This is a genomic window from Tannerella sp. (genome assembly GCF_030528505.1).
Taxonomy (GTDB): Bacteria; Bacteroidota; Bacteroidia; order Bacteroidales; family Tannerellaceae; genus Tannerella.
Genome location: NZ_JAUMYS010000029.1, coordinates 1 through 23,838, shown reverse-complemented (window position 1 = coordinate 23,838; position 23,838 = coordinate 1). Strand labels below are relative to the sequence as shown.

Below are 23,838 nucleotides of genomic sequence, written 5' to 3'. Positions count from 1 at the left end.
GTTGCCGGAAGATTAATAGCCCGGATGTTGTACCAGATTGTTATTCACGTTCAGGTCGTTCTCCGGAATCGGGTAGAGGTTAAGGTGCTTGCCGAAGCTCGTACCGTCTTTCACGCCGCCTTTCCATTGCCATACATAGTTCGTATTGCCTCCGAACTTGCCGAAACGGATCAGGTCGGAGCGTCGCCGTCCTTCGAAGGCGAACTCGCGCGACCATTCGTCCAAAATATGGTCGAGGGTGTACGATGTTTCCGTTTTGGCGTTGGCACGTTTGCGGAGGGTGTTGATCGCATCGGTGGCCGCGGCCGTAGCGCCTCCGTTCTGTCGTACCGTCGCTTCGGCAAACGTCAGGTAGGCTTCGGCCAGACGCATCAGCGGCACATCCATATCGGTATGTTTCGAGTCGCTGGTCGAAGCGCCGTCGGCACGCAGGTTCGAGAATTTGACGAAGGAGAAGCCGCTTTCGAACTTCGACGCGTCGTCGACCGATAAGGTGCGGTCTTTGCCGAAGAACAGCGCGCGGTCGTCTTTCGCCGCCTTGATGATCTGATCCGTCTCGGCATTCGGGGCGTCGCTCGTCGGGAAGAACTTCTTTACCAGTTGCGGACGGCAGCGGTTTCCGGCCCATCCTTCGGTCGTTCCGTAAGCCGGCATGTCTTTCGTTTTATGCGTCGAGGCGATCAGGAAGAGGGAGCCACCGAAGTTACGTGTCGTGGCGCCATCCTGCAAAATCGGCAGGATAATCTCCGTATTCGCCTTATTCGTCGAGCTGCCGTTGTTATCAGCCATAAACAGGTGTTTATACACCGGAGACAGGCTGTACGACGTGCTCATCACTTTCTGTGCGTATTCGGCCGCCTTGGCCCATTGCGCCGTGCCGGTGTATACCTCGGCGTTCAGGTAAAGACGCGCCAGCAGGAGCCACGCCGCCGCTTTATCGGCGCGGCCGTAGGCATTCGTTCGCGGGTCTTTCATCGCTTCGGATGCTTCGAGCAGCTCTTTTTCGACGAATTTGAAGAGTTCGGCACGCTCTGCCTGCGACGGGTTCGCGGTCGATACCTTCGTTACGAACGGTACTTTTCCGAACATATCGATCAGATAGTAGTAGTTCAGAGCACGCATAAAACGCGCTTCGGCGCGCTGTGCCATGCTTTCGCCGTCATTTTTCCCTTCCGTTTGCTCGAGGAAGAAGTTACATAATGTCACGTTGAAATACAGACGGTAATAAAGTCCCGTCACATACTCGTGCGACGCGCCCCACGCGTTGTAGTTGAGCTCGGGTATTCCGCCGTCGCCCCAGCAGCAATGCGCTTCGTCGGTCGAAAGTTCGTTCATATTCCAGATCAGTCGGAAGAAGTCGGACGTTCCTTCGTCAAGTCCATCGATATCGCCCGATCCGGCAGGTCCTTCGATACCGGTCAACCCCATCGTCGCATAAATCTTCGTAAAGACTTTGTTCTGGTCAAATTCCATCGTGACGCTCGGATCGATCGGCGTCACATCCAGATCCCCTACGCACGATACCATTCCCGACATCGAAAAAGACAATGCGGCCGTAATAATCCATGATTTTATCGTATTTCGTTTCATAATGATTTGCACTTTATTCGGTGATTAAAAATTCAATGTTACTCCCATCAACGAGGTAAGGGGACGGGGATAGAGGTCACGGTCAATGCCGTAGTTCAGGCCGACGCCTGAACCGGTAATCAGTTCCGGATCGAGTCCTTTATAGCCGGTAATCGTAAAGACGTTCTGCACGGCGGCGAAAATACGTCCGGATCCCAACCCTTTCAGGTTGAACGAGTAACCGAGCGTGATGTTATCGCACTTGAGGAACGACGCGTTTTGCACGAAATAGTCGGACATGTAGAAGTTGCCTTCGCCCTGCCAGTTGTTTTCGAGTACCATCGTCGGACGGTTGATCAGGAACCCTGACGGGGCATACAACTGACTCAAATTACTGCTGCTCGACTCTACATCGTTATAGACGTAGTTATTCAGGCTCGTGCGGAGCGTAAAGCTGAAGTCCCATGCTTTGTAAAGCATCTTCGACGAAAGTCCCATCAGCACGTCGGCCGTCGGTTTTTTGTAGAAATACTTGTCGCTCTCGTTGATGATACCGTCGCCGTTACGGTCTACAAACAGGTTTTCGATCGGCTTACCCTTGTCATCATACACCTGCTGATATACGTAAAACGCGTATGCCGGATGACCGACGGCATGAGCCTGTACCTTATTTCCGGTACCGTACGAAACACCTCCGGTGGAAACATAGTAACCGTCGCCGTCGCCACTCGTGAGCTTCGTGATTTTGTTTTTGTTATACGTCACGTTAAATCCGATGTCCCACGTGAAATCTTTCTGCACGACGGGCTTACCATGGATCGAAAATTCGACTCCGCGGTTCTCAAGCGATCCGATATTCGCGTTCACCTGATTCTTGAAGTTCGTTCCGGCCGATACATAGACATAGTTAATCAGGTCGTCCGTCTTGCGATAGTAATAATCGACAGCCCCCGAGATACGGCCGTTCATAAAGCCGAAGTCGAGTCCGGCGTTGTACGTCGTCGTCTTTTCCCATTTCAAATCTTTGTTATACGCGTCGGGACGATACGACTCGCCCTGGCCGTAGCCGATCGGATAGTAGGCAAAACCTTTGTTGGCCGTGTAAGAAGCGAAATACGAATAATCCGAACCGATGTTCTGCTGTCCGGTTACCCCGTAGCCCAGACGGAGTTTCAGGTCGGAGAGTACGTCGATATCTTTCAGGAATCCTTCCTCTTTCATCTTCCAACCGAAAGCGAACGAGGGAAAGGTGCCCCAGCGATGATCTTTATGGAAACGCGAAGAGCCGTCGCGGCGAACCGTAGCCGTAAACAGATACTTGTCTGCCAGCGTGTAATTCAGACGTCCGAAGAACGAAACGAGGAAGTTCTCCGAAGCCCATTCCTTTTGAGACGGAGAATATTCTTTGCCGGGGTTGATCGTGTTCGTTTTCGGATAATATCCCGTATAGCGGTTGTTGCCCTCGCGATGAAAATGTTGCCATTCGTACCCCACCATAGCGTCGAGGTTGTGAATGCCTTCCGATTTCACATATTGCAAATACGTATTGAACGACAGATTATACTTGTCGATTTCCTCGAAGCCGTAGCTGCCGTAGTAATTGTTTGTGAACGAATAGGGACTTACGTCCGTCGTCTGCTTTCCGGTCGAGAGGTCCATCCCTCCGTTGGCGTGGATGCGCAGGTCGGGCAGAAAGTGGAACTTGTAATCGACCTCGAGATTGCCCACGAGCGATTTCGATTTTGAACGGTCGTTCTTGAGCTCCAGCAGCGAGACGGGGTTACCCGGAGCCAGCGAGTTGCTTGTCAGCGTCCATGTCGGATCGTTGAGTGCTTTTCCGTCATTCGTCCATTGGAAGTAACCGCCGAAATATTTCGAGTAAACTTCGCCTTCGCCCATCACCGGATGAGTCGGATCCATTCGGGTGGCCGTACCTACCGCGCCGGCATCGGCAAAGCGGGACTGTGCGTACATCCCTTTCAGGTTTCCGTTCAGCTTCAACATCCCGTCGAAGAACGAGGGAGAGAGGTTGAGCGATGCGGTGTACCGCTCGAAGTTCGAGGTCTTGAGGATACCGTTCTGGTTCGTATAACCGACCGATACGCGGAAAGGCATCGTACCCAAACCACCGTACAGACTGATGTTATGGTCGGTCGAGAGGGCTGTCCGATAGATTTCTTTCTGCCAGTCAGTGTCCGCGTTGCCCAGCGCCTTGTATGCGTCGCTGCTTTCGCCGTATTGCTGCTTGATGCGCGCGCGGTATTCGTCGCCGTTCATCACTTCGATTTTGTCTCTTGCGTTACTCATCGAGATGTTTCCGTCGTACGTGATGCGTACTTTCGATTTACCGCCTTCGAGCGAGCCTTTCTTCGTCGTGATGATGATCACACCGTTCGATGCACGCGATCCGTAGATGGCTGTGGCCGAAGCATCTTTCAGCACCGTGAAAGTTTCGATGTCGTTCGGGTTAACCATCGAGAGCGGGTTCGAAAGCCCTTTGACCCCGTCGTTATCCATGGCCAGTCCGTCGATAACGATCAACGGGTCGTTGTTGGCGTTCAACGATGACCCGCCACGAATACGGATCGTGGCGCCGCCGCCCGGCGTACCGCCGCTCGATACGACATTCACGCCGGCAATCTTTCCGGCCATCAAATCTTGTGCGTTCGTCGTCAGTCCGCGGTTCATTTTGTCCGGCTTGATGGCTGTCACGGAGCCTGTCGCATCGTCTTTTTTCACCGAACCGTATCCGATTACGACGACTTCTTCGAGCATCTCCGAATCTTCCCGTAAAATAATCCGCATGGGGTCTTTTGTGGCGTTGACCTCCTGCGGCTTGTAACCGATGTAAGAAACAACGATCACGGCCTTTTCATCGACCGACAGCGTAAAATTACCGTCCAGATCGGTGATGATTCCGTTAATCGTACCTTTCTCCACTACATTCGCCCCGATGACGGGTTCGTTCATCTCATCGACAACGGTACCTTTGACCGTTATCTTCTGCGCATAGCCGCCGGCCGCGACAAGCAGCGCGACAAGCAGTAGGCAGATGCTTCTCTTTCGAGAGAATAGCTTGTTTTTATTCATATCCTTGTTGTTTTAGGTTTTATTTCTGTTCCATGATACTGATGGCATAGCCTCCGCCGGGTGCGGCTTTGAGGGTCAGCTTCGTTTTGTTCGTCACGTTCATCCGTTTGATCGTGTAAGCCTGAGGATTTTTTTCGTAATGGGCATCCGCAGCGTCGGCATAAATCGTGGCCGTGTATTTCTTTCCGGCATCCAGAAAGTCGAGCGCAAGGCGCGAGGTATGGCCGTTCTCGTCCGTCGTGCATCCGACGAACCAGTTGTTCGTTCCTTTCGCTTTACGTGCCACGGTGATGTAATCGCCCGGCTCGGCTTCGAGGTATTTCGAGTCGTCCCAATCGATGGCTACGTCCTTTATAAATTGGAAAGCGTCCATAAAACGTTCGTAGTTTTCGGGCAGGTCGGCCGCCATTTGAAGCGGACTGTACATCGTCACATACAGTGCCAATTGGCGTGCGAGCGTCGAGCGTACGTAAGAGTTGTTGCCCGGGTTCACTTTTTCGAGCCGTGTTTCGAAGATACCGGGCGTGTAATCCATCGGTCCTCCGATCTGGCGTGTAAACGGTAACACCGTCGTGTGGAAGACCTTGTTCCCGCCGAACGACTCGTATTCCGTACCGCGTGCGGACTCGTTGCCGATCAGGTTCGGATACGTACGGCAGAGCCCTGTGGGACGTACTGCTTCGTGTGCATTGACCATCACTTGATATTCGGCCGCTTTCTGTACCGCATAGAGGTAATGGTTGATCATCCACTGGCCGTAGTGATACTCGCCGCGCGGAATGATATTCCCTACATAACCGCTCTTAACAGCATTGTACCCGTAATCTTTCATTAACTGATAGGCCTTGTCCATGTGACGTTCGTAGTTCCGTACCGAAGCCGATGTCTCATGGTGCATCATTAACTTCACGCCTTTTGAAGCCGCATATTCGTTCAGCCCTTTCAGGTCGAAGTCCGGATAAGGCGTCACAAAATCGAACACGTAGTCTTTCGACATGGCGAACCAATCTTCCCAGCCTTCGTTCCATCCTTCCACAAGCACCTGGTCGAACCCGTGCTGTGCGGCAAAATCGATATACCGGCGCACTTTTTCGTTATTCGCTGCATGCGTACCGTTCGGTTTCGTTTTCGTATAGTCCGTGACACCCAAACGCACCGAAGGCAGGTCGTTCGTATACGCCCACGATGAACGTCCCGAAATCATTTCCCACCATACCCCGATGTATTTCACCGGACGAATCCACGACACATCATCGAGTTTGCACGGTTCGTTCAGGTTGAGAGTCAGATGAGAGGCGAGGATACGACGTGCGTCGTCGCTGACGATGACCGTACGCCACGGCGTGTGACACGGCGTTTGCATATATCCTTTTTTTCCTTGTGCGTCGGGGGTTAACCACGACTGGAACGTCAGCGTTTGATCGTCGAGATTGAGCGACATACACGGGTAATCGACAAGCGCCGCCTCGTGTAAGTTGATGTAAAGCCCATCCTGCGATTTCATCATCAAGGCTGTTTGTACGCCGGTAGGGGAGAAGGGCGTCTGGGAGGTGTTCGGCGTGACGGCCGTTTGCATCAGTCCGCGTATCTCCGTCAGGCGCGATTCCGTGTAGTCGTATTCCTGCGTGTCGTAATCGCCCGGAATCCAGAAGGCTGTATGATCGCCGGCCATCGCGAATTCCGAATATTCTTCCTGAATGATAAAGTAGTTCAGGTTTTTCTGTTGTGGAAATTCGTATCGAAAGCCCAGTCCGTCGTCATAGAGGCGGAAGCGTACGACCATGGTACGGTCGCCTTCGGCCTGATGAAGCGTCGCCGTCAGCTCGTTATAATGATTGCGTATCACTTTTACTTCGCCCCAGACAGGCGTCCATGTCTCGTCGAACGTTGCGGTTTCGACACCTTTCAGCGTAAATCCTTTACGCAACGAGAATCCTTCGATTTCAAGACCGAGTTTGCTCGGTTTGATCACCGGCTTCTGTTTATACATCAATTCATAAACAGGGGTACCTTCGCCGTTCACCTCGAAACGCATCAGCAAGTTTCCGTCCGGCGATTTTAACTCTTCCGCACGCGTCACAAAGGGTACGGATACAAGAAAAGAGAATAGAAAAAATAGCTTTTTTCGTAGATTTATGCTCCTCATGTCAATAAAAAATTAATAATCGGAACAAAGGTATACTCCTAAAAGCGGTTATATTCTTGAATGAAGCCGAATATAAATAAAATAAGTCTTATGTGATTCGTAAAATATTGTTTTCTTGTTGCTTGTGTGTTTTTGTAGAGTGCAAAAATATAAATGGAATGATGATGAAAAGAGAGGGAATACTTGCCTTGAAGGAAGTATTTTTACATTTTTTGTAAAATAATCAAGTCCTGAAACTGGTCGGTCTTACGGTGCGGATCACTCCATCGACCGGGTTCCATATAAACCGTCTGCAATTTACTGTTGGTAATCATCGACGATAAACATTCCGGATCATAAGCTACGTTAGCCTCTTTAACTTTTTCGTCGAGGAACGCATATCCGTCATGTCGGTATTTAAAAGAAAATTCGCCGGTACGTCCGGCTTCTATATTCTGTTTGGCTTCTTCGTCCAAGATGAAAAAAGTTGCGACACAGTAGCCTCCTTTCTTGAGGACACGATAAATCTCCGATAAATAGTTGTTAATGTCTTCCGGAATCATGTGAGAGAAAACAGAGAAGAGTGTCACGACATCGAACCGATTATCTTCGTACGGAAAAATGAAATCTTTGGCGCTTGTCTCTGTACTCAGGTTGTATAAGTCGTTCTTTAAATCGACATGCTTGAAGATAAAATTCGGATACTTCGGGGTAATATGTTTCTGACACCAGTTCACCCCTTTTTTTACAAGATCAAACCCTTCGAATCGGCCATCGGCATTCAGATAGTCTGTCATGGCAACAGCTAACCGACCGATACCGCTGCCGACATCGAGCACGGCCGCATCAGGTTGCATGCCGGTGTGTCGAAGAATGGTTTCCCGTTGGAGTTTTCCCTGTTCGATAAAGTCGCCGCTGCCGATAAAAATCATACCTTTGGGGGGTATCATGGCGTCTCGTTTGGCGAACAAGTCGCCCGGAAGATAATACAATCGTCTTAAAACCAGTCGTCCGTGCGGCGGTATCCGATAATAAATCCATCGAAGAATAGCATGTGTACTCATATTTTTAACTGTTATATATTGGATATGTGGCAGCAAAGCTAATCATTACAGATAAATCCCGCAAACAGGTAGGGTAGGGAAGAGCGCCAATTTCATGATATTTGCTGGCATAACTTTCGGATAAAACCAAGTCGGAGAGTAGGGTATTGAACTTCTTGGTATGTCTTTGGTGTCGCGTCCGGTTGCTGTTTTGCTCGATTAAATATAATCATGTAACTTTGCCGCATGAAATTCGAGCTCGTACAAACAGACTCGCAGTCGCAGGCGCGTGCCGGAGTAATGACGACCGATCATGGGATTATCGAAACGCCCATATTTATGCCCGTCGGGACGCAAGGCACAGTCAAGGCTGTCCATATCCCCGAACTGGAGCAAGACATTCGCGCGCAGATTATTCTGGGTAATACGTATCATCTCTACCTTCGTCCGGGACTTGATATTCTCGAGAAAGCCGGAGGATTGCATAAGTTTAACAGTTGGAACCGTCCTATTCTTACGGATAGTGGCGGTTTTCAGGTGTTTTCGCTGGCCGAAAACCGGAAACTCACTTCCGAGGGGGCAGAGTTTCGTTCTCATATCGACGGCAGCAAGCATTTCTTTTCGCCCGAAAGAGTGATGGATATCGAACGTACCATTGGAGCGGATATCATAATGGCGTTCGATGAATGTTGTCCGGGGGATGCCGACTACGCATATGCTAAAAAATCGCTCGAGTTGACCGAACAGTGGCTGAAACGCTGTGTGAAACGGTTTAACGAGACGGAACCGAAATACGGATATAGCCAATGCCTTTTTCCCATTGTGCAGGGCTGTGTCTATCCCGATTTACGCATACGGGCAGCTGAAAACGTAGCCGCGATCGGAGCCGATGGGAACGCGATCGGGGGATTGGCGGTAGGTGAACCGACAGAAAAAATGTACGAAATGATCGAGCTGGTCAACGCCATCCTGCCGAAAGACAAGCCGCGTTACCTGATGGGAGTCGGTACGCCGGTGAACTTGCTCGAAGCCATCGAACGCGGCGTGGATATGTTCGACTGTATCATGCCCACACGAAATGGTCGCAACGGACAACTCTTCACCCGTTTCGGTACGATGAACATGCGTAACCGCAAATGGGCTGACGATTTTTCACCCATCGACTCGGATGCTCATTCGTACGTCGACACGCTTTACAGCCGCGCTTATCTGCATCATCTGTTCAAAGCCGACGAGTTGCTGGCGCTCCAGATCGCTTCCGTCCACAACCTCGCGTTTTACCTATGGTTGGTCAGGGAGGCACGCCGCCATATTATCGCGGGCGATTTCACGACATGGAAGAACAGCATGATCGGACCCTTATCGCAACGAATCTGAGATGCAAAAAGACCGTTTCAGGCTAACGAGAATCGACCGATATATCATCCGGAAATTTCTGGGTACCTATATTTTCACCATTCTGTTGGTGATCGCGATCACCGTTGTCTTTGACTTCAACGAAAAGATCGACTATTTCATCGGACCTAAAGCTACGGCTACGATGCACGGAATCATTTTCGATTATTACCTGAACTTTATTCCTTATTTTATCAGTATTTTCAGTCCGCTGTTCACGTTTATCACCGTGATTTTCTTTACGTCTCAACTGGCCGACAGGTCCGAAATCATCGCCATGCTCGCCAGCGGGATCAGTTTCCGCAGACTGATGCGTCCTTACCTGATTTCAGCTACGATTATAGCGTCGGCCAATTATGTGCTGAACGCCTATATCATTCCTCCGGCCAACATGGTCCGAATCGAGTTTCAGAATACACATATCCGGGATAAAAAAGTCTCGTCGGCGCGGAATATCCAGCTCGAAATCGAACCGAATGTTTTTGCTTACTTCGACCGGTACGATGCTTCTTCTTCCATGGGATATCGCTTTTCTATAGATAAATTCAAAGACAATGAATTAGTTTCACGCCTGACCGCCCAATCGATCAAATACGATTCGCTCTACACGTGGACGATTATCGATTACGTGATCCGGGATTTCGATGGGATGCGCGAAAAAATTTCGACCGGCACACGGAAAGATACGACTTTGACGTTTGTGCCTTCCGATTTTCTGATTTCCGAAAGCGACTGCGAGACGATGACCATGCCGCAACTGTCACGACATATCCGGCGACAGAAAGAACGGCGCCTCGCGAATATTCAGCTCTTTGAAATCGAATATCATCTACGGATAGCGACGATTATGTCGTTTTTTATCCTGACCCTTATCGGCGCCTCGCTCTCCTCGCGTAAAATGAAAGGAGGTATGGGGCTGAATATCGGGATCGGGTTCGGACTGAGTTTTTCGTATATCCTCTTCTCGAAAATCACGTCGACGTTTGCCATCAGCGGCTATGTGAGTCCTATGGTAGCTGTTTGGATTCCCAATATCCTCTATCTGTTCATTACGATTTATCTTTACCGGAAGGCTCCGCGATGAGCGTGCTTTGCTGTTTGCAAAAAAAATCGTTCTTTTGTATCCGTATTCGTCGGATACGAAAACAATAAAGAAGAAAATATATGCGCACATCTGCTCTTCAATATCTGTACCTTCAGAAGCCGGTAAGCACGGTGATCTTCGTCTGTCTGCTCTCGATCCTCCCGTGGATTGCGACGGGCGATTTTTCGACGAAAGGTGAACCGCGCGAAGCGGCCGTAGCGGTCTCGATGCTCGAAACGGGTAACTGGACACTGCCGACGGTTTATGCCGACGAATTTGCCTACAAACCGCCGATGGTGCATTGGCTGATGGCTGCCTGCTCGCTGCCGCAAGGCTATGTGAGTGAGCTGACGGCGCGATTGCCTTCGGCGATAGCTTATACGGCGCTGATGGCCATTGTGCTGATTTTCTTCGGTCGGCGTGTGCGTTTTCAAGAAGCATTTATTGCCGTTTGCCTGCTGTTTACTTGTGTCGAGATTCATCGTGCGGGGATGACGGCGCGTGTCGATATGGTGCTGACTACCTTTATGGTGGCCGGATTGATACAAATGTACCGATGGGAAGAAAAACTGTCGCTGAAAGGACTGCCTCTCGGGATACCGCTGCTGCTCAGTGGTGCCGTACTCACCAAAGGGCCGGTCGGAATCATTCTTCCTCTGTTTGTCTTTGGCGTCTATCTGTTGATGCTGCGAAAGTACAGCCTCCTTCGGATTTTTAAGGCGCTGTTTTATCCCTTTGTCTCGTCGCTGTTTATTCCGATGCTTTGGTATATTGAAGCGTGGAAGCAAGGAGGTGATGAGTTCCTGAATGTGGTATTGGCCGAAAACTTTGGGCGCTTTTTTCATTTGAGCGAAGCCAATATATCGTATGATCTGGGACATAAGGAAGGATTTTGGTACAACTTCATCACCCTTGCGGCGGGATTTATGCCGTGGACGCTATTGCTCTTTTTCTCTCTGTTCGGAATGCGTCGGCGCAAGTTGCAGGGACGTGTCGGAACATGGCTGAGAAACGTGTGGAACCGTATCTTGTCGCTCGATAAAGTACGTCTGTTCAGTCTTGTCGCGGCTGTCTGCATCGTTTTCTTTTACATGTTGCCAAGCAGTAAACGGAGTGTTTACCTGATGCCGGCGTATCCGTTTATTGCGCTGTTTATGTCGCAGGGCATTCTTTATCTGACGGAGCATCGTTCGAAGCTGACGCGTGTCTTCGCCGGTGTGTTGACTGGCGTGGCCTCCGTTGCTTTCATTACGGCGCTACTCAGCATGACGGGGATGGTAGATATTGTGGCGCTGGCGGGCAACTATACGACGAAGGCTTCTGCCTTGCAGAACGTTGAAGCGATTAGCCATGCTTTTCGCCCTTCGGCTTCGACCGTCATTGTCCTAGTGTTGCTGCTGATCGCATTAGTGACAAGTTATTACCAACTGTTCAAAAAAATCAACATCAAAATGTTGTATGCTTCCATCTTTTTGGTGTTCTGCGTTCATCTTTTTATCGACGGCATCGTGATGAGGGGCATCCGTAACGAAACATCGTCACGTGCCTTTGCCCGGCAGATTCGCGAGGAATATCCCTTGAACAGGAATAACCTTTTTGTGATGAACAATTTGCGCGAATATACGAACTTGTACGGTCTGAACTTTTATCTTGGCAACTGCTTCCATAATTTCGAGACCGAGCAACCGCAGACAGGCTATTTCTTAGCCGATGAGAGGGATTATCCGAAAATCCTCGAACGATATGCGGGAGCATATACGTTTGAAGAACTACGCACTTCAGACCGAATTCTGGCCGATGTTAAAGGCCGGGTTGTATTGTCGCGATTTGCCAGAAAATGAGGGGGTGATGACCGGAAAGTCATCATTTTTTGTCTAAAAGTCTGCGAACGAATCTTATTTCGTATCTTTGTGGTGTATGTAGTCCACTTGTTTGTTGTTGTAAAAGAAAGAAAATGATGAAACCAATTGATGTCGAAGAGCGTGTGCAAAAGGCACGCCATTTATTCTCGGAAGGGTACAATTGTGCGCAGTCCGTATTATTGGCCTACACCGATGTATTTGAGATGGAGCCTCAACTTGCGGCGACAATTGCAGCGCCGCTGGGCGGAGGAGTAGGGAAGATGCGCGAGGTGTGTGGAACGGTAAGCGGTATGGCCATCATCGCGGGACTGATGGAGCCGGCAACCGATCCGTCGGACAAAGAAGCCAAGATGCGGAATTATGCACTAGTACAGGAGTTGGCGGGAGAGTTTCGTAAAGTAAACGGCTCAGTTATATGCCGTGAATTGCTTATGAAGGAAGATGAAAAGGACGCCACAGCATCGTCCGCCTCTGCTTGCGAGTCGATTCGCAAGCGTCCGTGTGCCGAATATGTGGCCACAGCCGTCCGTCTTGTCGGCGAGAAACTTCAACAGCGCTCCTGAAGAACCTTACGGTTTGACAAGAATCGGAAGAGTTCCCCCCCCATTGCTGTTTCTGCAGAGCGAGCCGTGGAGGGTTTTGCCGCTAAGCGTTTCGGGAGAGTAAGGGAGGCGTAAAAACAACGAAATCAGGATGGGAGAGCCGTACGAAATGACGGTAATCATCCTCATCCTGATTTTACAGTTGATTTTATCCTTTGAACTCGTGATGTTCGGGTTCTATTCTACCGGTTCAAAATCTTCTTTACCAACACCACATAAAGGGCATACCCAATCGTCCGGAATATCTTCGAACGCTGTTCCCGGAGCGATACCGCCGTCCGGATCTCCTTCTACCGGATCGTAAATGTAGTCACATACGATGCATCTATACTTCTTCATACTTTATTATGTTTAAAAAATTAAGCGGACAAATATAGTGTTTTTTTTTATTTTAGATATGGTTTTTGGGAGAATCTTTGCGCTGTTCGATGGAATTTTTATGCATATCAATGATTTACTTGAATGATGTGACGACTCAGTTCGGGGTCTTGCATCGACTGCGGCACCGATGTCTTGACCATCTCTATGATTGCATGGGCCATTTTCCGGCGGACGAAACTGCGGCTGACAATCAGACTGATTTCCCTGACCGAAGTGTCTCCTTTAATCTTGCGGAGGTTACCCTGCTTCTCTTCGGGAAGGCCCATGGCCGTCATCTCGGGAATAATCGTCAACCCACCGTTGTAATCTACAATATTCATTAAAGTATCTAAGCTTCCTGATTCATAACTGACCGTTGGAAACGGTTCATGCTCTTTTTTTCTTTTACAGAGTGTTTCGGCTTGCCCGCGCAAGCAATGAATGTTGTTAAGCAACCATACTTTCTGGATATCGATGTTCTTTAGATCGATTTCTTGGTGCTGAAAGAGTTCTTCGTCCGGCGATACATAGGCGTAGAACTTTTCGTAATAGATCGGGGTCTCGATCAGCAAAGGGTCGTTTAACGGACTGACAACGAGTCCTCCGTCTATGCGGCCACACAAGATGTGTTCGATCATCTCCGACGTAGAGACTTCTTCCATGATAAGATTAATCTCGCTCTCCGACTCACGAACGATCTTTAACAGTTCCGGAACCAGATAGGAGGCAATGGTGGGAATGATTCCGATCTTGAAATTTCCTTTTATGATGTCTTTTTCGTTGTTTACAAGTTCTTTTATTTGATTGAATTGATAAAGCGAGACTTGTGCCTGACGGATGATCTGCTTCCCGATTTCTGTAGGACTGACAGGCTGTGTCATTCGATCGAAAATCTTAACTTCCAGCTCATCTTCCAGCTTCTGAATCATCATACTCAAGGTCGGTTGCGTGACCCGACAAGCTTCTGCCGCTTTGGCAAAATGCCGGTAATTATCGACGGCGATGATATATTCTAATTGCTGAATCGTCATATCTGTCCCATTCATTGATAAAATTGATGCAAAGATAGAAATTATCAATTTGACAAATGGAATTTATAACCGTATCTTTGCATGCAAAAAGAATAAGAATATTAACAAACCAATAAAAAATAAATAGAATTATGAATGCGAAAAAAAAGACGGGAAAAGAAGTGAACAACTCCGTACAATCGATTATTAACGGCTTGAGCGATGTGCTCGCCAACCGTCAGGTGTATTATGCGAATCTGAGAGGTTTGCATTGGGATATTGTAGGCGATAAGTTCTTCGAATTACATGAACTGTATGAAGAGTATTACAATGAAGAAGCAGCGGCTATCGATCAGGTGGCTGAGCGGATTGCCATGTTGGGCGGACATCCTGAAAACCGCTTCTCGGAATATCTGAAACAATCGGATATTAAAGAAACGCATCATGTATCGGATTGGGAAGAAGGAGTCAACCAAGTGATCGCATCGAAGAACATCCTGCGCGAGAAATATCAGAGCCTCGTTAAGGTGGCTACCGAAGCCGGCGATTTCGGTACGGTTGCATTGGCAGGCAAACATCTTTCTGCCATTGAAACGCACTTGTGGAAATTGACGACCTATATGGCCGAATAATAATGGTTTACTGAAAGCATAAACCGGGGCTGTCCGAACATCTTAACGATGCGGGACAGCCCCGGTCGTATGTTGTAACGTTAACGTTGTTCGTTGATTAACGTTTGGATATCGGGTGTTTCCGTATGATTTCCGAGATAAATCGTTCTGGACGGGAAGGCGAAGTTGAGGCCGGCTTTGTTGAACGAACGGAGAATTTCGAAATTGACCATGGAACGTGTTCCGAAAATATCGGCTCCTTTACGAATGAAATAAACGAAACGGATCACAAGCGACGACTCTGCAAAATTCGCGAATGCTACATTTAGATCATTTTCTTCCACATCCGATACTTTATGAGGAATCTTTCGTAAAATTTTAACGGCTTCCTGCATTTTCTCGGGCGTAGTATCGTACGTCAGTCCGATCTCCATGACAATACGCCGGGCAGGCTCGGAAGAAATATTCGTGATCAAGGCATCGATCAGCTTGTAGTTCGGGATGATGACGATTCGCTTGTCATACGTCTCAAGCCGGGTGCTTCTTAATCCGATGTCGACTACGGTGCCCTCCATCATGTCGAAACTGATTACATCGCCGATTTGGAAGGTCTTGTCCGTAAAGATCGTGATTCCGCCAAAGATGTTTTTGATCGTATCCTGTGCGGCGAGAGCAAAAGCAATCCCGCCGATTCCTAAGGTTCCGATCAGGGTGTTTACGGTTACGCCGATATTGTGCAGTGCGACTACCCCACCGATCACCCATACGAAAATAAGTACGCCGCGTTTGATGATGGGGAGAAACTTCCGGTCGATGTTAAAAGGAATTTTTACTTGATCATCGTCCTTTCCTGCCAGGTTTTCTTCGAGGAGTCCTGTAAACAGCCGGGCGAAAAACCATGTGACATTGAGCGTGATTAATATTTCATATACATTTTTGAGTGTCTCATGAAATTGATCTCCCAATGTCAGACGATCAAGCGATATCCATATCGCAAACAATACGATACCCATATAGACGGGTTTTTCGAAGGCCGTGATCAGGATATCGTCCAGACGTGTACGGCTTTTAGCCGTAATTTTACGGATGATTTTCTGAATGATGATCGAGATGAGTTTATTGATCAGAAGAGCTCCTATAATGATAAGCAAAGATATCCCCCAGTCTTGCACTGAGTTCCCATAGTAAAGTTTATCTAACATAATTGCGTCTTATTTTTATGATTTGTGAAATTCTGTTATTGAAGGTGTGAATCTGTTTACAACATCCTTCCTGTTGTCTACAAAGATACAAAAGAATCGAAAAATGCCAAGAAGAACCGTTGTTCATCGGATGAGAGAGCCAATGGAACAGAGTCTATCCCATATCGATGGATGTGTATATGTCTTTGATAACGAGCCCCGCCAAGGTAAAGCCGAAGATGGCGGTGATGTGTGCCAGTGTACCGTTGATACGCGCTTTCCGGGCATCCCATCCCGACAAGGGGGGAGCAGCCTCGGGCAGAGTGCCTTGGTTCGCGAGCACTTCGTCGCTAAAGACACAGGCGAATTTCTTTCCGGGCAATTGGCCTTTTTTCAATTTCCGGCGCAGAGCGGCAGCCAATGGGCATCCTTGTACTTTCCAAAACTCAGCCGTACGGATACGCGACGGATCCATCTTTAAGGCTGCGCCCATGCTGGAGAAAAATTCGGCATCGGTCTGTGTCGCTGTCCGTATCAGGTGCGCTTTTTCTTCTAAACTGTCGATGGCGTCGAGGATGTAATCGTATGATTCGAGCTGAAAAGAGGCGGCTGTTTCGGCATTATACATGCCTTGGATAGTTGTAATTTCTGCTTCGGGATTAATTTCCAAAAGGCGTTTCTTCAGCACATCGACTTTGGCTTCGCCTACGGTCAGCGTCGTGGCCGGAAGTTGACGGTTGATATTCGTTTCGTTTACGCAGTCGGAGTCGACAAGGGTCAAATGACGAATGCCGCTGCGTATCAGACTCTCGGCACACCAGCTGCCTACTCCTCCAACACCGAACAAGATTACACGTGCGGCGTTCATGCGCCGCATCGCATCCGCACCGATCAATAATTCGGTACGTTCAAAATTCGCTTTTTCTGACATATCTACATGGCCCAATAACCCGGCGCAAAGATAAGGATAAAACAAAAAACGGTACTCTCTCAAATCGGGGGATTCATCATTTGATCTTCCGCTCCGAGAAGACGAACCATGCGTACGATTACTAATAGGGGATGAGTACTATTACTAACGATGCATTAGTACTACTACTAATGGGGTATTAGTACTACTACTAACGATGTATTAGTAATGGTACTAATGAGGTCTTAGTAGCAGCACCCGACGATTTTGGGGATAAAAATCACCAGACCTACGGTCGCCGCAGTGATAGCCATGATCAGTACGGCGCCGGCCGAAAAATCTTTTACTCGTTTGATACGTTCATCATATTGAGGCGATACGGCATCCGACAGTTCTTCGATGGCCGTGTTGAACGTCTCTCCTGCAAAGACTCCTCCGGCTGCAAGGGTAACCGCAATCCATTCCGTAGAGGAAAGCCGGAAATAAATCCCGGCTACAACTACGCATACCAGCACACACGTGTGAACCCGTGCGTTTTGCTCTGCATAAATCACCTGACGGACTCCCCGTAATGCATAGCTGAAACTCCGGCATAAACGCCGGATAGAAAATTTTTTCTTCTCTTTAATCATGCTTCAAACATAGATAAAAAAGTCGAGATGTACATATACGAACGGGCAAAAATCAAATTTGGCTTGTTCTATACGTCGGTATGACAGGAGTCTTCCCCGATGCTTTTTACTTCGATTCGGTACGCTAAGAATGGTAATCAACCGAACTGCCTAAGAATGCTTTCAATTTCATCTTTCATGTTTTCTCCTTGATATACAATAGAATGTTCGGTGTTGGTGTATTGTCCGCCTCTTTGTGCACTAAACCAGTTAAAAGACCCTATACACATTACGTCATTATCTTTGATAACGATTTTGCTGTGGATATTGTTTTTTAGGTGGATTTCAACGCCCAGTGTTTTTAGCTTATCAACGGTTAAATGAAATGCTTCTTCTTTTCTCTCATCTAATTTGTTTCGTGTGTACGTGTTAAACTTCTCGTCTGTATAAATGGTAATTTTTATATCCCTATTGGAAAGCAATTGGTTGTATCCGTTGCTTTCTATCGTAGAATAAATGATCCATGGAGAGATAATGACCATTCTTTGTTTTGCCTCCGCGAAAGCTCTTTTTAAAAAAGCATCGTGGGCTTCATAATTTGTCAGAATCTGCGGATTTTCGTTTAAGACTAAATCATTCCGAACGAATGATTCCGAATATTGATAAACGTATGACAATGTATTGTTTCCGTTTTCAAATAGATATTTCGCCAATATACCCGTAGGAGACAGCGTTTGACTGTTGAATAATGACATGTCCCCAAAAACCAAGAAACTGTCTTTTGCTCTTGATACGGCTACATTTAACATACTTTTGTCCTTGTCTATAAAACTGCCGTGATTATGCCTGGAGTAGGTGGGAGAAAACAGCACAACTTCTCTTTCTGCTCCTTGCAGCGAATGAACCGTACCTACCGTAATGTGAGAAAGTTCGTCCTTTAAACTTTTATCTCTGGGAATCGTTAAATATTCTTCTATTTTTCGAGCCTGTTCTCTAAAAGGGGTTACTACGGCAACAATGTCTTTAAGGGGTTTTCCATTATAGGCTTCTTTCAGTTTCTTGTAATGGGTAATAATCCAGCCAACGATCACCTTTGCTTCCAGGTCATTTTGTTTACTTCCCAATACATCCCGACATTTACCTTCAATGTTCAAATACCCCATAGAGGGAAGAAGTGCATTGGGCTTAACCGCTCCACGCACAGGCTTTAACACTCCTTTATAGCATAATTCGTTGCAATAGGCGATGATGTTGTCGTAACACCTTCTGTGTTCATACAGATACAGCCCTCGTTCTAATTTTTTCTCCGGATGATATTGGGATCTGTTTTGGGAGATTTTCATCACAGAGCCTTTGTCGGATGTAATCCCTTTTGCCTGCAATGCTTCGTAAGCGTTGTCGATTTCGTTTACAGACAGAGTCTTTAATATTAAGTTTGCTTTATGGAGATTCCCTACGTCAATGCTTTTCGTTAATTTACTTATCGGAGGAATTTGCTTCGTATCACCGATAACCAGTGCTTTTTTGGCTAAAGAGAAACCGGCTCCCCCTACTTCCGGAGGTACTTGACCTGCTTCATCAACAATCAGTAAATCAATAAAGTTGAATAAATAATCGCTCTTGTTCAGATTGTCGTGAATCTTTCTTGAATAGGAGAAATGATGAGGCAACATATAAGAAGTCATTACGGCGCAAGGCATGAGTTTCACTCTTCTTTTCCAGTTGTTTTCCCGAATGTTTTTAAATGTCCAATCGATTTTGTTTAAATGTTCTTTTTCAATAAGATGTTCCATATCCATAAGCCATCTTCCTTCCCAATAATGGGTTGCAATTAGAAACATTTTGAATCTTATTTGGGTATCGGCTTTCCGGTCGATGTCTATAAACTCTAATTTGAGGTTTATGCCATTTTCGAGCTCGTTAAGCACCATGGCATATTTTTCCGACGCTTTTGCGAAAGCATTGTATTTTTGAATGTTTGCAGAGACGATTGCTTTTTCATCTTCTATAACACTGAGAAATCTTTCAGCATCCATATTATCGATATGAAAGTATTGAAAGAAATGATTCGCTTTAGCATATATTTTTGCCTTCAGATTACGCTTCTTTCTGACAAAAGGAAGAAATGAGAAGACAGATAAAAAAAGACTTTCCGCAGATAAATATTGCTCCCATTTATCTTCGATTACAGCAATCTCCTTTTTGTTTTCAAAGAGTGTTTTGCCAAGATTCACCATCGAATCCTCATCTGTATAATCGATAGATAAAACCTTCCTGATTTGCTCTCCGGAAGCGTGGTAATTTTGATATGCTTCTTCAATATTTTCAAGCAGGTGCTTTTCCTTCAACAATAACTCATGTAACTTTTGCACCGATTCTTCAACAGTTATATTGTCGTTCTGGAAGGCTTTTCGTGATTTTTTCAAGAAAGAGTGTCTGGCTTTCAGATAGAAATCCTCTGTTTCCATCTTTTTTATAACATCTTCCGTCATATAACCTTTTTCTCTGGCTTCGACAGATCGCATGCTCGCAACGAAATAGCTTCCATAGCTATCAATTCCATCGATCCATCTGCCGGCAAAGTCTCCTGTCCCTTTTGAAAAATCTTTGGCAAAAGCATCTATTATATTCGTTACTGCCTGATTGTTTGTAGAATTGGCGATAATTACGGGAGGATCGTTTCCTTTTACGGCGCTTTCTACCCACAAACAAGCCACAACCGAGAGCAACATGGTTGTCTTTCCTGTGCCGGGAGGGCCGTTTACGGGTAATATTTCGCCTTGTTTTGCTTCAATTAATGCGGAAACAGCAGTACGTTGAGCATCTGCTAAGGGATATATGTCGTTGTTGTGTCCCAATCTTTTAGAAAAATAAATACCGGAATCGGCAATAGGTCTTTCACGTTCTTCTTCAATTGTTGTATAGTTTTTGAAAAGAGGTAAATCTACATCTTCCTTGCGGGTATAGATCTCTTCATAAACAGCCGTGATTTTTGAAGAAATGTCTAATTCTCCATCTGTAAAATAGGCAGACTCTACTTTCTCGTAGCAATCAAGGACTTCCTTTGATTGAACAACTTTATGCAAGAGTTGTTCGATAGATTTAAAAAAGTTGTCCCATTTTGCAATGTATGACTCAATAGATTCTTGAAAGGCTAAGTCGTTGGTTAGCTTATTTTCAATCGTCTCATCCCACTTTTCATTGTACTTGTTGAGAACTTCCGAAAATCCTTTTTTTTGAGAGAGAACTTTCATCTGCTTTTTATAATCCTCCGTGGTTTGTTCTCCATTAATGAGCGAATTCTTTCGTAAGCAGTTTATTAATCCATCTCTGTATTCAGATTCGATGATTTCTGAATAATATTTTTCCCATTCGTGAGCTTCGGAAAATTCAAATAAGGGAATGTCGTTTTGTGCGATAAATAAGTCATAGTCCTCTACATTTCCAATAAAGAAGTCGTCTTTATCTAAAGGGAGCAACAGATCTCTGGGAATAACCGGTTTATCTGTTGGGTAAATAAAACCATTCTCAGAAACCATTACTTTAAAGATTATGGGGAAAAGGATTTCCGGTCGATAATCTTTTTCATAGCGATTGTGGTCCGCAATTTTTTTATAGGTAAACGGGATGTACGACGTTTCGACTGTATCATTTTCAAACGAAGATAAACGTTTAAGTGTATTCTTCTCATTTACTTTCAAAAAAGCATTCTTTCTGTTTAATACAAATGTTTTTGTCAAATCAGACGATTTGTATTTACCCCGAGAGAACAGTTTATCTATCAGAGAATCTCTCCAGTATTTAGCAACTCTTTTATGATGTTCCATGTCTTTCTAATAAAAGGATTTAAGCGATAAATTAAGAGGGAAGTAATCTAAATCTCCCGGATTGATAATCAGCTTTTCGTCCCACAATCATAATGATATAATTCTGACAGGCAAAATTAATAATTATTCGATCAAATAAAATGTTTTCTATAATCTTTGAGTTTTCTGTGAGATGTTTTCTGAATTCGTTTTTTCTTCTTTTGGACTTCGGTTTCACCCTCGAAATAAAAGTGTGGGAAATTGAGGATACAGAGGTAAATTTGCTTGGTGAATTGTAGAATGAAGAAAGCGTATAAGTATAGAGGAGGCATTGGAGTATTCGATCACGAAGGGCAATCCATCAAATGATCCAACATAAGGATTCTACAATGATTCTTTTATAAATACTATTTACTTCAAAAGATTGCAGAATCAGGGGGATGTTCTCTAAGCAATACAGTAGAATAGGGAAAAGGAAATGCACGTTTACCGGGGAGAGAAATCTCCGGAAGACAAAGAAAAACGGAAACTTACGGAATTGGGACAAATCGCAAAAGAAGTCTTTCACGCCCAAGAGCATTTATCTTACAACGAACTGGTCGAAAGAATCATGCAAACGGTCGACGTCAAAGACCGTACGGCCAAGAGTTATATCAGTTATATGCGAAACAATGGAATTATCGAACAACAAACAAATAATCTTTACAACCTGAAACTATGATGACAGAGAAAAATTTGAAAAAGGAGGAACAAATCTATTACGATGCTTTTGATGTAGCGAGGATTTTGCGAATACATTTCAAAACAGCTTTGAGGTGGGGAAAAAACGGGAAATTACCGTCTTTCAAAATCGGAAACCGGCGTTATTTTCCGGCAGAAGGCATTCTGTCTTATAAAAAAACGATGTGGTAAATGAAATAGAAACAAAACGGTTAAAAGCACATCTTTGTTTATTTGGATTATCGTACACAAATAAGATAATTATAGATATATATGTATCGAAATAAAGATTATCGAATTGACAAATCGGAATTTATATTATAATAAATCCTATCGCAAAAAATATTTTCATTTATTTGGAGTATATTTGCCGATATATAAATAGGCATATGAGGGAAATAACGGATATTGCTGTAGCCGAATCTGGTGATAGTGACTTCAAAGAACGGCTTGAGACTAAAAATGCTAAAAGCTGGCTGAAAAGTGTAAGCGCTTTTGCCAACGGAATAGGAGGAACGCTCTATTTCGGCGTGGAAGATCGCACACGCCGGATAATTGGCATACAGGATATTCAATTGACAATCAGTAAAATTGCAGAGCTGATTGTGGCTCGTATCACCCCGCGTCCGGTTTTTGAGTGCATCCCCCTGCAGCAAAAAGGAAAAGATATTCTGGCTGTCAGAGTGGATTCCGGAAAACATACTCCTTTCTACTATGTTCATGATCATCATCATACAGCATATATACGTATGGGAGACGAGTCTGTTCCGGCAACCGATTATCAGCTCAATGAGCTTATACTGAAAGGAAGAAACGAAACATATGACAGTCAAATAACGGAGAGACTGCGCACAGATTATAGTTTTACATTGTTGGAGGCGACATATTTGCATACCTTGAATCAGCATATGTCAGATAGCGACTATGTTTCTTTCGGTCTGGCGGTAGAAGATGGTCGTTTGACAAACGCCGGATTGCTTTTTGCCGACCAATGTCCGTTACCTGACAGCAGAGTCTTTTGTACACGCTGGAGTGGGTTGCAAAGAGGATCAGTGCATGAAGATGCGACAGATGATGCAGAATACAGTGGCAATCTGATATACTTGTTAAAAAGTGCCACTGAGTTTATTCGCAGAAATACCCGCAAAGGATGGACTAAAACAGCTAATGGAAGAGTGGAGAAACCCGACTATGCCGAACGTGCTTATTTTGAAGGCGTGGTGAACGCTCTTATCCATAGGACATATGATTTTCGAGGGACTGAAGTTCACGTGGAAATGTATGACGACCGTTTAGTTATCTCATCTCCCGGGGGGATCTATGGAGGAGGAGAATTGGAGCCCATGAGCGACGGCTCTTATATTTCTAAAAGGCGTAATCCGATATTAGCTGACATTTTCAGCCGGTTAAGATATATGGAGCGTCGGGGAAGCGGGATAAAGAAAATCTTTGAAGCAACGAAGAATCTTTATGGCTATACGGAAGAAAAAAAACCGTTTTTCCTTGTGAATAAACAGAATGACTTCTTCCTGACGATTCCGAATGTTAATTATCGTTCTGAGTCTGTTACCCCACATGATGCCATACATGACACCATACATGATAAAATCGCCTTGTTACTTTCTTTCTGCCAAACGCCTCGCAGCAGAGAAGAGATGATGGAGTTTGTGGGTTTAAGAAACCGCGATCATTTTCATAAGAAATACCTCCGTCCTTTATTAGAGCAGCAAAAGATCGAAATGACCATTCCCGAAAAGCCCCAAAGTAAGAACCAGAAGTATCGAACGAAGGAAACAATCAAATGATATTATCTCTCAAAAGGTCTCTCAAGCCCTCGAAAGAGGAGACAATATAATCGG

Annotated in this window: 19 protein-coding genes; 8 read left to right on the top strand and 11 right to left on the bottom strand. The window is 45.9% G+C overall.

Going from position 1 to position 23,838, the window contains the following annotated elements; all coding sequences use genetic code 11:
• Positions 1 to 12: 12 nt before the first annotated feature.
• From Q4A89_RS06200 to Q4A89_RS06185, 4 genes are all read right to left on the bottom strand, one after another.
• Positions 13 to 1,590, bottom strand: coding sequence for a RagB/SusD family nutrient uptake outer membrane protein (locus Q4A89_RS06200; protein WP_303184366.1), 1,578 nt, complete (start codon positions 1,588 to 1,590; stop codon positions 13 to 15).
• A gap of 24 nt (positions 1,591 to 1,614) precedes the next feature.
• Complete coding sequence (locus tag Q4A89_RS06195; protein ID WP_303184365.1) at positions 1,615 to 4,659, bottom strand: TonB-dependent receptor; 3,045 nt, start codon at positions 4,657 to 4,659, stop codon at positions 1,615 to 1,617.
• Positions 4,660 to 4,678: 19 nt separating this feature from the next.
• Entirely contained in the window at positions 4,679 to 6,796 is a 2,118-nt protein-coding gene (locus Q4A89_RS06190) for a glycoside hydrolase family 97 protein (protein WP_303184385.1), read from the bottom strand.
• Positions 6,797 to 7,008: 212 nt separating this feature from the next.
• On the bottom strand, positions 7,009 to 7,848 hold the full coding sequence (locus Q4A89_RS06185) for a class I SAM-dependent methyltransferase (RefSeq protein WP_303184364.1): 840 nt from the start codon (positions 7,846 to 7,848) through the stop codon (positions 7,009 to 7,011).
• A gap of 225 nt (positions 7,849 to 8,073) precedes the next feature.
• On the opposite strand from Q4A89_RS06185, the gene tgt reads away from it, so the two are divergent.
• From tgt to Q4A89_RS06165, 4 genes are all read left to right on the top strand, one after another.
• Complete coding sequence (gene tgt / locus Q4A89_RS06180) at positions 8,074 to 9,204, top strand: tRNA guanosine(34) transglycosylase Tgt (protein ID WP_303184363.1); 1,131 nt, start codon at positions 8,074 to 8,076, stop codon at positions 9,202 to 9,204.
• Between the two features lies 1 nt (position 9,205).
• Positions 9,206 to 10,306: an LptF/LptG family permease gene (locus Q4A89_RS06175; RefSeq protein WP_303184362.1), complete on the top strand. Its 1,101-nt coding sequence runs from the start codon at positions 9,206 to 9,208 to the stop codon at positions 10,304 to 10,306.
• Positions 10,307 to 10,386: 80 nt separating this feature from the next.
• Positions 10,387 to 12,147, top strand: coding sequence for a glycosyltransferase family 39 protein (locus Q4A89_RS06170; RefSeq protein ID WP_303184361.1), 1,761 nt, complete (start codon positions 10,387 to 10,389; stop codon positions 12,145 to 12,147).
• Between the two features lie 116 nt (positions 12,148 to 12,263).
• Complete coding sequence (locus Q4A89_RS06165; protein ID WP_303184384.1) at positions 12,264 to 12,731, top strand: C-GCAxxG-C-C family protein; 468 nt, start codon at positions 12,264 to 12,266, stop codon at positions 12,729 to 12,731.
• A gap of 6 nt (positions 12,732 to 12,737) precedes the next feature.
• Here Q4A89_RS06165 and Q4A89_RS06160 read toward each other — a convergent pair whose 3' ends face one another.
• The 3 genes from Q4A89_RS06160 to Q4A89_RS06150 all read right to left on the bottom strand — a co-directional run bounded on the left by Q4A89_RS06160 (position 12,738) and on the right by Q4A89_RS06150 (position 14,176).
• Positions 12,738 to 12,893, bottom strand: coding sequence for a hypothetical protein (locus Q4A89_RS06160; protein ID WP_303184360.1), 156 nt, complete (start codon positions 12,891 to 12,893; stop codon positions 12,738 to 12,740).
• 54 nt (positions 12,894 to 12,947) lie between these two features.
• Entirely contained in the window at positions 12,948 to 13,109 is a 162-nt protein-coding gene (gene rd / locus Q4A89_RS06155; RefSeq protein WP_303184359.1) for a rubredoxin, read from the bottom strand.
• A 107-nt stretch (positions 13,110 to 13,216) separates the two neighbouring features.
• Entirely contained in the window at positions 13,217 to 14,176 is a 960-nt protein-coding gene (locus Q4A89_RS06150) for a hydrogen peroxide-inducible genes activator (RefSeq protein ID WP_303184358.1), read from the bottom strand.
• A gap of 116 nt (positions 14,177 to 14,292) precedes the next feature.
• Here Q4A89_RS06150 and Q4A89_RS06145 point away from each other — a divergent pair, with 116 nt between their 5' ends.
• Positions 14,293 to 14,772, top strand: a complete 480-nt coding sequence (locus Q4A89_RS06145; RefSeq protein WP_303184357.1) for a Dps family protein — start codon at positions 14,293 to 14,295, stop codon at positions 14,770 to 14,772.
• An 80-nt stretch (positions 14,773 to 14,852) separates the two neighbouring features.
• Here Q4A89_RS06145 and Q4A89_RS06140 read toward each other — a convergent pair whose 3' ends face one another.
• From Q4A89_RS06140 to Q4A89_RS06125, 4 genes are all read right to left on the bottom strand, one after another.
• Positions 14,853 to 15,953, bottom strand: a complete 1,101-nt coding sequence (locus tag Q4A89_RS06140) for a mechanosensitive ion channel family protein (protein ID WP_303184356.1) — start codon at positions 15,951 to 15,953, stop codon at positions 14,853 to 14,855.
• 154 nt (positions 15,954 to 16,107) lie between these two features.
• A complete protein-coding gene (locus Q4A89_RS06135; RefSeq protein ID WP_303184355.1) occupies positions 16,108 to 16,863 on the bottom strand; it encodes a tRNA threonylcarbamoyladenosine dehydratase in 756 nt (251 codons plus the stop codon).
• 224 nt (positions 16,864 to 17,087) lie between these two features.
• Positions 17,088 to 17,474 carry a diacylglycerol kinase family protein gene (locus Q4A89_RS06130; RefSeq protein WP_303184354.1) on the bottom strand — a complete coding sequence of 129 codons (387 nt, stop codon included), beginning with the start codon at positions 17,472 to 17,474 and terminating at the stop codon, positions 17,088 to 17,090.
• Positions 17,475 to 17,611: 137 nt separating this feature from the next.
• On the bottom strand, positions 17,612 to 21,280 hold the full coding sequence (locus Q4A89_RS06125; RefSeq protein WP_303184353.1) for an AAA domain-containing protein: 3,669 nt from the start codon (positions 21,278 to 21,280) through the stop codon (positions 17,612 to 17,614).
• A 457-nt stretch (positions 21,281 to 21,737) separates the two neighbouring features.
• Between Q4A89_RS06125 and Q4A89_RS06120 the strand changes: the two genes are divergently transcribed.
• The 3 genes from Q4A89_RS06120 (at position 21,738) to Q4A89_RS06110 (ending at position 23,784) form a co-directional block, all read left to right on the top strand.
• Complete coding sequence (locus Q4A89_RS06120; RefSeq protein ID WP_303184352.1) at positions 21,738 to 21,980, top strand: hypothetical protein; 243 nt, start codon at positions 21,738 to 21,740, stop codon at positions 21,978 to 21,980.
• On the top strand, positions 21,977 to 22,171 hold the full coding sequence (locus tag Q4A89_RS06115) for a helix-turn-helix domain-containing protein (protein ID WP_053444525.1): 195 nt from the start codon (positions 21,977 to 21,979) through the stop codon (positions 22,169 to 22,171). Before Q4A89_RS06120 ends, Q4A89_RS06115 begins: the two co-directional genes overlap by 4 nt.
• Before the next feature lie 197 nt (positions 22,172 to 22,368).
• Complete coding sequence (locus Q4A89_RS06110) at positions 22,369 to 23,784, top strand: RNA-binding domain-containing protein (RefSeq protein ID WP_303184351.1); 1,416 nt, start codon at positions 22,369 to 22,371, stop codon at positions 23,782 to 23,784.
• The last annotated feature ends 54 nt before the right edge of the window (positions 23,785 to 23,838 follow it).

Excerpts from the sequence above, each read along its gene's own strand:
- Q4A89_RS06200 (WP_303184366.1), bottom strand. The coding sequence starts at position 1,590 with ATGAAACGAAATACGATAAAATCATGGATTATTACGGCCGCATTGTCT.
- Q4A89_RS06195 (WP_303184365.1), bottom strand. The coding sequence starts at position 4,659 with ATGAATAAAAACAAGCTATTCTCTCGAAAGAGAAGCATCTGCCTACTG.
- Q4A89_RS06185 (WP_303184364.1), bottom strand. The coding sequence starts at position 7,848 with ATGAGTACACATGCTATTCTTCGATGGATTTATTATCGGATACCGCCG.
- tgt (WP_303184363.1), top strand. The coding sequence starts at position 8,074 with ATGAAATTCGAGCTCGTACAAACAGACTCGCAGTCGCAGGCGCGTGCC.
- Q4A89_RS06175 (WP_303184362.1), top strand. The coding sequence starts at position 9,206 with ATGCAAAAAGACCGTTTCAGGCTAACGAGAATCGACCGATATATCATC.
- Q4A89_RS06170 (WP_303184361.1), top strand. The coding sequence starts at position 10,387 with ATGCGCACATCTGCTCTTCAATATCTGTACCTTCAGAAGCCGGTAAGC.
- Q4A89_RS06165 (WP_303184384.1), top strand. The coding sequence starts at position 12,264 with ATGAAACCAATTGATGTCGAAGAGCGTGTGCAAAAGGCACGCCATTTA.
- Q4A89_RS06160 (WP_303184360.1), bottom strand. The coding sequence starts at position 12,893 with ATGATTACCGTCATTTCGTACGGCTCTCCCATCCTGATTTCGTTGTTT.
- rd (WP_303184359.1), bottom strand. The coding sequence starts at position 13,109 with ATGAAGAAGTATAGATGCATCGTATGTGACTACATTTACGATCCGGTA.
- Q4A89_RS06150 (WP_303184358.1), bottom strand. The coding sequence starts at position 14,176 with ATGAATGGGACAGATATGACGATTCAGCAATTAGAATATATCATCGCC.
- Q4A89_RS06145 (WP_303184357.1), top strand. The coding sequence starts at position 14,293 with ATGAATGCGAAAAAAAAGACGGGAAAAGAAGTGAACAACTCCGTACAA.
- Q4A89_RS06140 (WP_303184356.1), bottom strand. The coding sequence starts at position 15,953 with ATGTTAGATAAACTTTACTATGGGAACTCAGTGCAAGACTGGGGGATA.
- Q4A89_RS06135 (WP_303184355.1), bottom strand. The coding sequence starts at position 16,863 with ATGTCAGAAAAAGCGAATTTTGAACGTACCGAATTATTGATCGGTGCG.
- Q4A89_RS06130 (WP_303184354.1), bottom strand. The coding sequence starts at position 17,474 with ATGATTAAAGAGAAGAAAAAATTTTCTATCCGGCGTTTATGCCGGAGT.
- Q4A89_RS06125 (WP_303184353.1), bottom strand. The coding sequence starts at position 21,280 with ATGGAACATCATAAAAGAGTTGCTAAATACTGGAGAGATTCTCTGATA.
- Q4A89_RS06120 (WP_303184352.1), top strand. The coding sequence starts at position 21,738 with ATGCACGTTTACCGGGGAGAGAAATCTCCGGAAGACAAAGAAAAACGG.
- Q4A89_RS06115 (WP_053444525.1), top strand. The coding sequence starts at position 21,977 with ATGATGACAGAGAAAAATTTGAAAAAGGAGGAACAAATCTATTACGAT.
- Q4A89_RS06110 (WP_303184351.1), top strand. The coding sequence starts at position 22,369 with ATGAGGGAAATAACGGATATTGCTGTAGCCGAATCTGGTGATAGTGAC.